Origin of the sequence: Legionella impletisoli (genome assembly GCF_900639875.1) — a bacterium.
GTDB classification, from domain to species: Bacteria; Pseudomonadota; Gammaproteobacteria; order Legionellales; family Legionellaceae; genus Legionella_A; species Legionella_A impletisoli.
The window spans coordinates 118,488-131,175 of the sequence record NZ_CAAAIA010000006.1 but is presented as its reverse complement, the minus strand read 5'-3'; the positions used below and the strand labels follow the sequence as shown (position 1 = coordinate 131,175).

Below are 12,688 nucleotides of genomic sequence, written 5' to 3'. Positions count from 1 at the left end.
CATTGCGCATAAAAGTGCACTTACTTCCCACCCCTTATCCTAATTCTTAGGCTGGCTAAAAAAATTAAGGATTAACCCCCTTGATTTTGGCGCTCCTTAATTTCAGATAGGGTTTTACAATCAATGCATAATGTGGCCGTTGGACGAGCTTCGAGACGGCGTAAGCCAATTTCAATTCCACAGGCTTCGCAGTAACCAAAATCGTCATCATGAAGGCGTTCCAAGGAGTCCTCAATTTTTTTAATCAGCTTTCGCTCACGATCACGTGTGCGTAATTCTAGACTGAATTCTTCTTCCTGACTGGCCCTGTCAGATGGATCGGGGAAATTTGCAGCATCGTCTTTCATGTGGGTCACGGTACGATCGACTTCTTCCATAAGTGACTGACGCCAGGCTAATAGAATTTTTTCTATATGCGCTAGCTGATCCTTATTCATATATTCTTCACCCTTTTTTTCCTGGTAGGGTGCAATTCCCATGCTACTTACTGCGTCACTCTTCACATTGCGCTCACTTTTACTAGTTAAATCAATCGGTTCTTTTGACATATCGCGGCTCCTGCTTCGTGTAGCGTTTCCATATTGCCATTTGGCAAGTGATACGTCTTTTGTTTAAAAAGCGCTAGATATATCAAAAAAAGTCTATTTCATCAACTATAGCTTATTTAAACAAAAGTTTCTGCATAAACTACTATTTTTATCATAAATTCATATAGATAGGAATCAGGTGTCAGGTGTCAGGTGTCAGGTGTCATCTGAACCCTGAACCCTGAACCCTGAACCCTGAACCCTGAACCCTGAACCCTGAACCCCTGGTCAAGGATGAATGCCACCTGAGATGCGATCGTGGCCTTGCCAATCTTGCCAGCATTGTGTTTGTAAATACCCTTTTTGATTTAATAGGGTTAATAGGGCCTTTTTCTGATCATAACCGTGTTCGATTAAAAGCAAACCACCTGGTCTTAAATACGTATAAGCATCGATGATGATTTTTTTAATATCATCCAATCCTTCTTTACCGCTTTGTAAGGCGGATTTAGGTTCAAAGCGGATATCTCCCTCAATTAAATGGGGATCTTGTTCTGGAATATAAGGTGGATTGCTGACAATGGCGTCAAACGTTAATGGAGGGATCTCGTCAAACCAATTTGAGTGAATAAATTGCACATTTGAAAGGCCAAGAATGGATGCATTATGCTTTGCGACCTTTAGAGCTGCCAAGCTCATATCCGAGGCGTAAATCGTCCAATTGGGCCTCTCAGTTGCCAAAGCCAAGGCAATTGCGCCGCTACCTGTTCCTAAATCCAGCAAGGTTGCTTTAGGAATATCGTTTAGGGAAGATAAAGTAATTTCAACTAAATGCTCCGTTTCAGGTCTTGGAATGAGAGTATCTTCTGTTACGGTTAAAGGAAGCGACCAAAACTCACGAATCCCTGTTAAATAGGCAATAGGGATCCCTTGCTGTCGTTTAGACACTAGATGGTTAAATTTTACAAGCTCTTTACTTGATAGTTCTTTTTCTGAATGAGTGAAAAGATAGGTGCGCGATTGACTGAGCACATGAGCGAGTAAGACTTCTGCATCGAGGCGAGCTGAATGAGTATATGGGTTGAGAGTGATTGAAGCTTGATATAGCGCTTCTTTAATGCTGGTCATTATATCTCGTGATGGCCCAGTTCTGCTAATAACTCAGCATTGTATTCACGTTTTAACGAATCAATAATAAACGTTAAATCACCCGCTATGACATCTTGCAACTGATAGAGCGTCAAATTAATGCGATGATCGGTTAACCGTCCTTGTGGGAAGTTATACGTTCGAATGCGCTCCGATCGATCGCCACTGCCAACCATTAATTTACGCGTTTCAGCCTGTTGTTGACGTTGTTTACGTTGCTCAGCATCCAGCAGCCTTGTCTTTAATAAAGCCATGGCTTTGGCGCGATTTTTATGCTGAGAGCGTTCATCCTGACATTCTACGACTAAACCCGTGGGTAAATGGGTAATTCGAATCGCAGAATCCGTTTTGTTAACGTGCTGTCCACCTGCTCCAGAAGAACGATAGGTATCAACCCGAAGTTCGTCTGGATTAATGTTAATTTCATCAATTTCTTCAACTTCAGGAAGTACAGCAACTGTGCAAGCAGAAGTATGCACACGTCCCTGCGATTCTGTTTCAGGAACGCGTTGAACACGGTGCGTACCCGATTCGAATTTTAATTGGCCATATACATTATGACCGCTAACTCGAGCAATCACTTCTTTATAACCGCCATGTTCCCCATAGCTGGCGCTGATAATTTCTATTTGCCAGCGTTGAGTTTCGGCATAGCGACTATACATGCGAAATAAATCACCCGCAAAAATTGCGGCTTCATCGCCACCGGTGCCGGCTCGCACTTCAAGGTAAACGTTTCGTTGATCATCGGGATCTTTTGGAATTAAATGCCATTGTAATTCTTCATCTAAACGTTCTACCTCTTTTCGAGCGGTTTCCACTTCTTCTTCTGCCATAAGAGCCATTTCTTCATCGTCACCAGCTACCAGTTCTTCTAATGACACAAGATTTTCTTTCGCTTTTATATAGTCCTTATAACAAGTAGCGACTGGTTCTAAATGCGCATATTCTTTGGATAATGCTTTAAATTGATCCTGATCGGCAATAACGGATGCTTCAGATAGGAGTCGGCCAACCTCCTCAAAGCGCTCATGCATTTGCTCTAGCTTAATTTCAAGTGATGGTTTCATTGGACGTCGTGTCAGTGGTGGTTTTAAATAAATATTCTGCTAACTCGAGCAAATCTTGGCGATTGTCTTCTGCAGCCTGTCGTAATCCCACAGTAGGATTATGGGTAAGTTTGTTAACCAAGCGCTCCGTAAATTCTGATAATACGCTCATTTGGCTATGACCTGCTTCAAGCTTTTGTTTGGCGCGTAGAAGCTCATTGCGCGCGATGGATTGCATATGCGTGCGATAGTCACAAATGATTTCATTCGCTTTGAGTGAGCGATGCCAGCGAATATAATTTTCTAATTCGTAATTGACCAACTGTTCTGCATGCAAGGCGGCATGACGACGTTCTTTCATGCCTTGATCAGCCATTAATTTTAAATCATCGATGTTGTACAGATAGACATTATCAAGCTCAGCCACATCTCGTTCTATATCACGTGGGACGGCGAGATCTAAAAAAAACATAGGCGCGTTGTTTCGTTCAGCCATGGCTTGTTTAACCAAAGTTTTTGTAATGAATGGTAGCGGACAAGCCGTGGCAGAAATGACAACATCGGCTTTAGCAAGATGTTCTGGAATATCGCTGATGGTTAAAGCGGTGCCTGTAAGTGAAGTGGCTAGCGCTTGAGCTTTTTCGGGACTCCGACTGGCAATCATAAATTGTTGAACGCCATGTTTATGCAAGTATTTGGCAACGAGAGACGACATCTCTCCTGAGCCGATTATAAAGGCATTCAGTGGTTTAAAATCAGGAAATAATTGACTCATTAACTGAACAGCGGCAAACGCGATGGAAACGGGATTATTTCCTATGCCACTGTGATTGCGAATGCGTTTACTTGCGCTAAAGACGTATTCAAATACTTGGCGAAGATTTTGCCTTACCGTACCGGCCTCACAGGCGGATTGAAAGGCTTGTTTTAACTGCCCAAGTATCTGCGGTTCGCCAAGCATCATGGAATCTAATCCACTAGCCACTCTTAACGTATGCCGGATGCCGCTGTGGCCAGAGTGTAAGTAGAAATAGGGTTGAATGCTTGAGGGGGAGATTTGCTGCTCTTTAGCTATCCATGGAATGATTGCATCGGGATCTTCGGCTTGGCAATAAATTTCCGTACGGTTACACGTGGATAAGATGGCGGCTTCACTCACCAAAGGTAATTCAACCAGGCGATTCAGCATAGAAGCTTGTTTTTCCATTGGCAGCGCGATTTTTTCACGCACATCCAGTGGCGCTGTTTTATGATTAAGTCCGCAGGCAATAAACACAGTGTTGGTTATCTGAAAATGTAAGAACGTATAGGCGTTAATTGTAACCTATTAGGTGACATTTTTGTAGACTCTCTGCATTCAACCCGTGATTATTGTCTAACGTGTTGCATAGAGAAAATTTGTGTTTTTATATATTGGAATATGACCTATCATCAAGATCCACTAATCGTTCTCCACGAATGTCTAAAGTCTTTTTTGAATCCGCCGTTACATAAAGTAGGCAATTTTTATACAGTTTGTGGTTCCTGATAGGGGGTTATATGGAAATCATTTTTCAGGGCAAACATAGCAGTGAAGAGGCAGCGGAAAGTTTAATCAATGTGATTCGGATGTTTAAAGAACGCTATCAAATTCAGCAATTTAGGGAAATGCATTTAAGCGTGACTTTAGTGGACGATAGTGGCGTTGATGTAGAGTTAGTTGACAGTGAAACGGCAGAACCCTATCGAGCTTTTGAGGTGTATCGCGAGGGCGCTGAATTGACTAGACGAAAAAGTCTCCCTGTGTTGAAATTGGTGGTTGATAATACATAGTAAGGCCTTTATGTCTTATATCATTGGTTTTCTTGGCGTTATTTTATCTTTAATTCTAGTGATTGGGTTGCATGAAGCTGGACATGCTTTGTCTGCAAGATTTTTTAAAGTCAAAATAAAACGCATTTCAATTGGATTTGGTAAACCGATATTCTTAAAACGCAGCAAAACCGGGATTGAATGGGTTTGGGCTCGCTGGCCAATTGGTGGGTACGTTAAGTTATTAAACACCCGTATTGACCCTGTTTCTTCTGAGTTGCAGCCCTATTGTTTTGATAAGAAAGCTATATGGAAGCGGGTTGTCATTCTCTTGTCTGGGGCTTTGGCCAATGCATTGGTAGCCTTATTTGCTTTACAAGGGTATTACATGATTGGGCACCGCGAAATAACACCCGTCGTTGCTGAGGTATCAATCCCAAGTCCTGCAGCAAAAGCAGGACTTGGAGCAGGTGATCGAATTCTCTCCATTAATGGACAGCCTACACCATCTTGGCGAGCGGTAGGTATGCAATTCATCATATTACTTGATGAAGCGAACGTCCCCATTCTAATCCAAAAGCCTGGGGGGAAAACTGTTCAAATGCATCTTGATTTAAATCAATGGGAATATAGCCAGCAAAGAAACGATCTGTTGCAGGGACTTGGAATAAAGCCAGCTCTTTCAAAAAGGCATATAAACAATATCCCAGGGGTTTCTTTCTTTAAGGCATTCTATCAAGCGGTTGTTGAAATCGGAGCTATATTATATTTTTTTCTGATCATGCTTAAACAGCTCTTTACGGGTACGATCCCGTTTGCCACCTTATTAGGACCAATTGGATTATTTTCAGAAATGGTAATTTCTTTTTTGCATGGTATAGCAGTGTACTTATTTTTTATTGCGAATCTAAGCTTAGCGGTTGGCTTAGTTAACCTTATGCCTATACCTGGATTAGATGGAGGTTCAATCGTTTATGCACTCATTGAAAAAATAAGAGGCAAGCCAATCTCCGTTCCACTTGAGATTTTACTACACCGCCTTGCGTTAATCATATTAGTGGTTGCTATGATTCAGTTATTAATGAACGATCTCCAACGCTATCTTCAGCAACTTTAGTCCATCACTGCTCTTGCACAACACCAGACGTGAACGCTTTGAACCCCCGTGGCTTTCAATTGCTTTGCAAGTTCATGAGCAGTACATCCTGTTGTGAGTAAATCATCAATGATGATGACGTGTTTATATTGATGTGGTCGCACAAAAAAAGAGGATTGAATATTTTTTCGGCGTTCTAATTGATTAAGTCCCGCTTGGGAAGGGGTATTGATAATCTTATGGCATAAGTGCAACTCGTAGGGCATTTTTATTACGTTTGCTATATGCTTGGTTATTTCCAGAGCTTGATTAAATCCTCTTTTGCGAAGTTTAGTAGGATGCATCGGAACGGGAATGAGGCATTCGCTGGTCGAAAGTTTTTTTGGGGGTGTATGTAACATTAAGTCTGCTAAGAACGCTTTTAAATAAAGACTTTCCTTGTACTTAAATTGGTGCAATAAGGTTCGTAAAGGCTCTTCAAAACGAAAAGGCGCGGAAACACTATCGAAAGCAGGCTTTTTCTTAATGCAACGCCCACAATAAGCAAAGGAATCGTCAAGCAAAGGGAACGCACAAATTTGACAAGAAAAGCCGAGCGGAATCAGCCATTTTTTGCAATCTAAACAAACGGGGCCTCCACGATGATAATGTTCGCAAAGTGTGCAAATTGAAGGCAGGGCAAGGAGTTGTGCTATACTCCATTTTTTAAATTCCATGCGAGTTGGATCCATTACAGATGTTAACGACGGTATCATGAATAGAAAAACTGAAATTTGCAACTCGTTTAATAAGCAGGCTAAGCAGTATGAGCGTGCAGCCAAAATTCAGATTGAAATCGGTAATCGGCTGTTTGAGCGGCTGGACTATCTAAAAATTAATCCTCGATTTATTTTAGATTTAGGTTGTGGAACGGGGCTCTTTACGCAAAAGCTTAAAAAACAATACCCCCATGCCAAACTAGTTGGGCTTGATTTTGCAGAAGCAATGCTTCAGGAAGCAAAAACAAAACAGGGTTGGCGAAGAAAATGGTCCTTAGTGAATGGGGATATGGCAAAACTCCCGTTTGCGACAGGTGTATTTGATTTAGTGTTCGCCAATCAAGTATTGCACTGGTCTTCTCCTTTGGGCAAGGCGCTTAAGGAAATCAGTCGAGTAATGAATGTCAATGGCTGCCTCATGTTTACAACGCTTGGTCCAGATACCTTTATGGAATTAAGGCATGCTTGGGAGCAGGTCGATCATTTCAGTCACGTCAATGATTTTGTCGATATGCATGATCTGGGCGATGCATTAATGCAACAGCATTATTTAGATCCCGTGGTAGACATGGAAATGCTAACGGTTCACTTCAAAACCCTTGAGGATTTATTGTACTCTCTCAAATCACAAGGCGTACGTAATATCCACTCCAATCGCAACAAAGGCTTAACAGGAAAGCAAAGGCTAAAAAAATTTAAAGAAGCTTATTGTAACTTACGTACTGAGAACGATCGCTATCCATTAACCTACGAAGTAGTCTATGGTCATGCTTGGAAGGGCGCTATACGGCAAACCAATCATGGAACAGAAACGGTCATTTCCATTGAACAGTTAAAACGAACGCTATAATAACTAGATGCAATTTCCCAATTCTTAAGTATGATTAAAATAATACAATCGGTAAAAAGGAGTGGGGTATGGAGTTTGTCAGTCGCTATGTTTCTCACAAACCGGATGAGCAAGGGTATGTTACTTACTCCCCCGATGAGCATCGTATTTGGCAAATCTTATATTGTCGCCAAATGGAGTTATTACCTGGACGTGCGACGGATGAGTATTTACAAGGACTTAAAAGTTTAGATTTAAAAGCCGATGAAATTCCACAGCTCCCGGATGTAACCAAGCGTCTTAAGGCGCTGACAAATTGGGAGGTGACTCCCGTTGCGGCCTTAATCTCCGCGCGTGAGTTTTTCGAATTGCTGGCAGAACGTCGTTTTCCCGCAGCAACCTTTATTCGAAGTGAAGAAGAACTGAATTATGTAAAAGAGCCAGATATTTTCCATGAATTATTTGGACATTGTCCAATGCTCACGAATCCTGTTTATGCTGATTTTGTCCATAATTACGCTCGCAAAGTCTTAGAATTTCCGGAGTCCAAATGGGCTTTATTGCAACGCTTGTTTTGGTTTACGGTCGAATTCGGTCTTATTGATACAGAGCAAGGTTTACGTGCTTACGGAGGGGGGATTCTTTCTTCCATTAGTGAGACTGAATATAGCGTTGAAAGCGATGTCCCTATACGTGTTCTTTTTAATCCCGTGGCAGCATTTCGTACCCCATATCGAATTGATCAATTACAACCTATCTATTTTGTGATTCATCGTTACGATGAACTCTATGAATTCGTGCAATCGGATGTGCAAGGTATGATTGAAAAAGCCTGCCAGCTAGGTGAATTTCCTCCCTTTTTTTCAGTGGAAGAAAACAACCCAAGCATTCATATTCATGTATGCTGAACTGACAGTCTTATACCCGTAGTCTTTCAAAATGCGTCTAAAACTCGCATTTTGAAAGATTACGGGTAAATATTGCCTGCTTGGCTTTACCATTTAGAATTTATAGCTTAATGAGGCCTTGATGATATTCTGGCCCAGCATCAAAGAGCTCTTCCTTATCCAGTTCAATGGCTTGAGTCTCGGAAGGCAAAAGAATCTCATGCTCAGGGAATCGTTGAGTTAATTGCGTGATACCATGGGTAATCAATGCATGACGTGAATTGGCCTCAAAAGCATATTGAGCGCAACGGGCTAACCAGTTGCCTACTTCAAGGGGTGATTGCAACACCATATATGGCCTAGCAGGGCTTGAAAGCAGTTGTTTTTGGCTTGGTCGCCTTTCATCAGACATTACTTGAATCACCATGCCTTCATAAGGACTATTTGGATTCGAATTCTCCTCGTTAATCCAAGCAGCGAGAGAGTAATCCGTTCCGGGTTGATGCAATTGACCAAAATCATCTCCGAGAAAAGCAAGATGTCTGGCGGTGCTATATCGTTTATCTTTCAATAACGTTCTAATGGCATCGGCTTTCGTGTGGTTAAAGCGTAATTCACAAATGTGAATACCTCGCCAGACAGAAAAATGAGTTAATTCAGACGCATTCTTTTCAGAGATAAGAAAATGAGTTTTTAAAAGTTCAGCAAACTGGTCTTCGATTAAATCTAAAAGCGAATCGTCCTCTAGGATATGGCGTATTGGCGCAGTTAATAAAGCTATTGAGTACTGCTTTATCTCAATCAGCTCATCCATTGATAAACGAAGTTCTGGACTTAGATAGGGCTGCAAAATAGCAAGCATTTTTTGTTTCAAAGCCAAGATGTTTTCATCGGAGCGCAAACTAGCAATGAAAGCTCGTTCATGATCACTAAACGCTACTAAGCTTTGTTTCGAACCATCTCTATACTGAATTTCAAGTCCATGAGAGCCAATAACGGTTAAAGGGATTTTTTGCTGCTCTTCTCTCCCTAATCCGCCCCAAAAACAGCGAAGAAAAGAGGGGATGTCTCTACCGGTGATGAAAATGATTTGATCAGCGGCGACTTTCATTAGGGCTAAAATAGCGCTTCTTGCAGTGAGTTCCGGCCATGCTTCATCAGGGTTTGGAACGTGTGGTGAAATCGTGCCATCATAATCAATAAATATTAGTCCATCTTTTTTAACGATTCTTTGGGCAATGTGTCGGCTTGAATCACTAAAGGCTTCCTTAGCTAAAACTTGATCGACCATATCTCTGCGCCACTCTTGGCCATTTTCATGTTGCACATTGTTTTTTAATTCTAATGCTCGAGCAACACGGACAATGGGATCTAATTCATCAAGATGTTGAAATTGTTGAAGGAGGGTTTCAGGATTTAAGGGATCAATAATGCACGCTTGTTTTAATTGAGCAGCTGCTCCAGCATTTCGACTCAACATGGGAAGTGCAGGGATCTCTTCGTCATAATGGGTAAAAAATTCAGTTAGAAGCGTGCTAAAATTCAATCCTAGCTTGGTGATTACAGAGCTGAGGTAAGGATGCTCGGCAAAGGTTTGCTGTAAAGCACGTGCATAGATTGAAAACATCGATTTTTCTTCTTGAGTCATTGCCCGAGACATAAGAGAGTCAGGATAACCTTTTACAAAATTAAATAAACCTTGCAAAGTTCGTTGAATGAGGCCATCTTGCGCCCCAACCCATTCTTTAACCACTAAATTCATTCCATCGGCTCGTGAGCTAATGACCACAGGACCGAGTCGATAAAATTCTACCATTGCATTAGGTGAAATTAATTTGGGCTTTGAGGGTGTTTTCCCAGGGTTGGCTACGGCTTCTTGTAATGCGGTTTCCTCTGCTAAATAGACAAAGTCGTTCTGAGGTAGCCCATGTTCTGCAAGATAGTGCTTAATGGCGAGAAATTTTTCCATAATCGTGTTTAATTCCTGCTGATAGGCTTGAACTTCTAAACGAGAAGGCACAATAAATAAAAGTAAGGAATGCTTAATCGGTTGATGAGTTGACACACATTGCTGAATATAAGTTAAATAAGCGTCTAATAAGGTTGGTACATTTTTTTCAGGATCTAATCGTCCTATAGATGAAAATAACTGCACTCCTGGCGTGCGGGACTTAAAGGCCCATAACGGTTGTAAGGTACGATAATCACTCAGTAAATCTACTTTCGCTTTCTGTAAACTATTTAGGCTCTGCTGAACCGCGTTAAAAAATTGATCCAGCATGGAAGTATCTTCTATGCCGTTCGCTTGAAACTCGGCGACTACTTCAAACCTCGTTTGCTGAATGGTTTCTTTTTGGAGATGGTCAGGGGTTAAATAATCGTTTAACCAATCAGTAAGCCCTTTCGGCGTTCTTAGGCTAACAATAAGCAACTCGACTATAGCTTTTAGGTAAGAGGTTAGAGCTGCCTCGGTTAATTCTTCTAGGCGTAATTCGAAATCCCCTTCTTCAAGAGCTTCTTCACATACCATGGAAACACCGAGCAATTTACTATAATAATCAATAATGGCTTGGTCACTTAAGTCAGAGGTAGCGAATAAACGATAGTCAGTTCCGATAGGATTTACATAGATATCCAATTCTTTGGTTGGTAGATAGATGGTTTTGTGGCGGACGTTGCGTGATTCTAGTCGTGCTTCAGGGTAATAAAATCGAACGCAGTCAATAAAGTTTGATGCATCTTTCTTGGTTTGAAAAGCAATATGATTGGAGGACAGTAAGCCATTAATTATTTCTTTTCCAGTATTTAAGGACGTTTCAGGTAAGGCTGAGGTAACAGACTCCATCGCTAATTCGTCGTCGGAATCATCGTCTTCGGGAAGAGAAGCTCGAGCACCGTTGGGAATTATGGGAAATTCTGCCGTAAATGTGTCTACATCAGGCCATGGAATGTGATGAAAATAGCTGGTTTTTATGGCGTTAAGTGCTCTTGGCAAAGCGTTTTTTAAACGCTGTTGTTCTTCCTCAGAGTATCGAGGTGCAGAATCTTCATCACTTGTCGAAGGAATGACCTCCTCAATAACCGCTGGTAAATACTCCTCCAAATAATGAAATACTAACATGAGCTGATAATCATGAAGCCAATTGATATCCAGTGTAATCGTTCGTCTTGCTAATAAATCTGAAATAATATCGCGAGCTAAGGCTTTGGCGTATTTTTTATTTACTGTCTGGTACAGTTGCCATTCATCTGAAGTAATCGTCAGCTCTGGATCAACAGAGATAGGTTCTGATAAAGAATGAGTCAATTTATGAAATTTAATCCATACTTTCTCATTTACAAAACGATACCATTGTTCATAACGATGCGAGGGAACCGTGACGGGCGAAGTATTACGATGCTCTTGTAGGTTCTCATAGAATTGACGTAACCCCGAATCGTCCGATTCCAGTACGTCAAGCGATCTCACCGAACCCACTCGCCTAACCAGATCATGGGGTATTTTACTGCCAGGGAAGCAATTCATAACCCATTTGGTGCCGACCGGTAATCCTCCTTCACTGCGCAATACCGTATCTTGCCAATTACCACCTTTTTCTTTGATGATGATTCGGAGTTTCCGATCAGCGTTTGCATGTCCGGATTTTTTTTGATGTGAAAAAAAATCCGGTGAAATGGTTGTGATGACTTGCAGAGGCATTATAAATTCCCCTAAAACAAAAAAGACAAAGCGAAATTGTACTAAGCTAAATGAAAATTAAAAGCCTTGTTTCTAATTATTTTTTATTTTCCACAAGTTATCCAAGATACCATACCATGACGCGCCTGTTTATCATGGTCGTTGTAATCCAGCCGTTCTCTTGATAATATCAACCAACCCGTAGTGTTCATTGGCTACTCTGTCAAGGAGCATAAATTGATAAAAGTATTAATTGTTGATGACCACGCTTTGGTTCGCATGGGAATTCGACGATTACTAGAAGATTTGCCTGATATGGACGTGGTTGCTGAAGCCGAAAGTGGAGAAGTGGCTTTAGCTAAGGTAAAAGCTCATCACCCTGACGTTGTATTACTGGACATGAAAATGCCCGGTATTGATGGTTGGGAAGTTACAAGGCGGCTTAAAAAATCCAATCCAAATGTCAAGGTGATTGCAGTAACCGCCATGAGCGCAGAGCCATTACCTGGCCGTGTATTACAGCTAGGGGCAATGGGGTATTTAACCAAAGAATCTGGCGCTGAGGAAATGGCCACCGCTATTCGAAAAGTCTTCAAAGGAGAGCGGTACTTAAGTGCTGAAGTGGCACAGAAAATGGCCATCAGCAGTTTACAAACTTCAGAAGATTCCCCGTTTGACCGATTGTCTGAACGTGAGATGCAAGTGATGTTAATGATTACCTCTGGCATGACGGTCCAAGAAATTTCCGAACGCTTATTTTTAAGCCCTAAAACAATCAATGGCTATCGCTATCGCATGTTTGAAAAATTAGAAATTAAAAACGATGTGGAGCTGACTTATCTTGCCATGAAGCATCGAGTCATTGAACAACCAACCGATTCAGTCGCTGAAGAATAGTTTCAGCACATAGAGTTTCATGAAAA

11 protein-coding genes are annotated in these 12,688 nt (G+C 41.5%); 5 read left to right on the top strand and 6 right to left on the bottom strand.

Annotated features, from left to right (window positions below):
- Window positions 1-71 precede the first annotated feature (71 nt).
- From dksA to hemA, 4 genes are all read right to left on the bottom strand, one after another.
- Entirely contained in the window at window positions 72-548 is a 477-nt protein-coding gene (dksA, locus tag E1O41_RS07810; protein WP_131776753.1) for an RNA polymerase-binding protein DksA, read from the bottom strand.
- Window positions 549-815: 267 nt separating this feature from the next.
- Window positions 816-1,655 carry a peptide chain release factor N(5)-glutamine methyltransferase gene (gene prmC / locus E1O41_RS07805; RefSeq protein WP_131776752.1) on the bottom strand — a complete coding sequence of 280 codons (840 nt, stop codon included), beginning with the start codon at window positions 1,653-1,655 and terminating at the stop codon, window positions 816-818.
- Window positions 1,655-2,746 (bottom strand): peptide chain release factor 1, encoded by a 1,092-nt coding sequence (gene prfA, locus E1O41_RS07800; protein ID WP_131776751.1) that lies wholly within the window; start codon window positions 2,744-2,746, stop codon window positions 1,655-1,657. The genes prmC and prfA overlap by 1 nt, the downstream gene beginning before the upstream one ends.
- Window positions 2,730-4,001: a glutamyl-tRNA reductase gene (gene hemA, locus E1O41_RS07795; RefSeq protein WP_131776750.1), complete on the bottom strand. Its 1,272-nt coding sequence runs from the start codon at window positions 3,999-4,001 to the stop codon at window positions 2,730-2,732. The genes prfA and hemA overlap by 17 nt, the downstream gene beginning before the upstream one ends.
- Before the next feature lie 263 nt (window positions 4,002-4,264).
- Here hemA and E1O41_RS07790 point away from each other — a divergent pair, with 263 nt between their 5' ends.
- Window positions 4,265-4,537 (top strand): hypothetical protein, encoded by a 273-nt coding sequence (locus E1O41_RS07790; protein ID WP_131776749.1) that lies wholly within the window; start codon window positions 4,265-4,267, stop codon window positions 4,535-4,537.
- A 10-nt stretch (window positions 4,538-4,547) separates the two neighbouring features.
- On the top strand, window positions 4,548-5,633 hold the full coding sequence (locus E1O41_RS07785; protein ID WP_131776748.1) for a M50 family metallopeptidase: 1,086 nt from the start codon (window positions 4,548-4,550) through the stop codon (window positions 5,631-5,633).
- On the opposite strand, the gene E1O41_RS07780 is transcribed toward E1O41_RS07785, so the two are convergent.
- Window positions 5,630-6,328, bottom strand: a complete 699-nt coding sequence (locus tag E1O41_RS07780; protein ID WP_229669347.1) for a ComF family protein — start codon at window positions 6,326-6,328, stop codon at window positions 5,630-5,632. The genes E1O41_RS07785 and E1O41_RS07780 overlap by 4 nt on opposite strands.
- A gap of 37 nt (window positions 6,329-6,365) precedes the next feature.
- On the opposite strand from E1O41_RS07780, the gene bioC reads away from it, so the two are divergent.
- Both bioC and phhA read left to right on the top strand, forming a co-directional pair.
- Window positions 6,366-7,220, top strand: coding sequence for a malonyl-ACP O-methyltransferase BioC (gene bioC / locus E1O41_RS07775; RefSeq protein ID WP_229669346.1), 855 nt, complete (start codon window positions 6,366-6,368; stop codon window positions 7,218-7,220).
- 68 nt (window positions 7,221-7,288) lie between these two features.
- Window positions 7,289-8,107 carry a phenylalanine 4-monooxygenase gene (gene phhA, locus E1O41_RS07770; RefSeq protein ID WP_131776746.1) on the top strand — a complete coding sequence of 273 codons (819 nt, stop codon included), beginning with the start codon at window positions 7,289-7,291 and terminating at the stop codon, window positions 8,105-8,107.
- Window positions 8,108-8,207: 100 nt separating this feature from the next.
- Here the strand turns inward: phhA and E1O41_RS07765 are convergent, their stop codons facing one another.
- The gene (locus tag E1O41_RS07765; protein WP_131776745.1) at window positions 8,208-11,786 is read right to left on the bottom strand and encodes a trehalose-6-phosphate synthase; all 3,579 of its coding nucleotides are present in this window, start codon (window positions 11,784-11,786) and stop codon (window positions 8,208-8,210) included.
- Between the two features lie 216 nt (window positions 11,787-12,002).
- Between E1O41_RS07765 and letA the strand changes: the two genes are divergently transcribed.
- Window positions 12,003-12,662, top strand: coding sequence for a two-component system response regulator LetA (gene letA / locus E1O41_RS07760; RefSeq protein ID WP_131776744.1), 660 nt, complete (start codon window positions 12,003-12,005; stop codon window positions 12,660-12,662).
- Window positions 12,663-12,688: the final 26 nt, after the last annotated feature.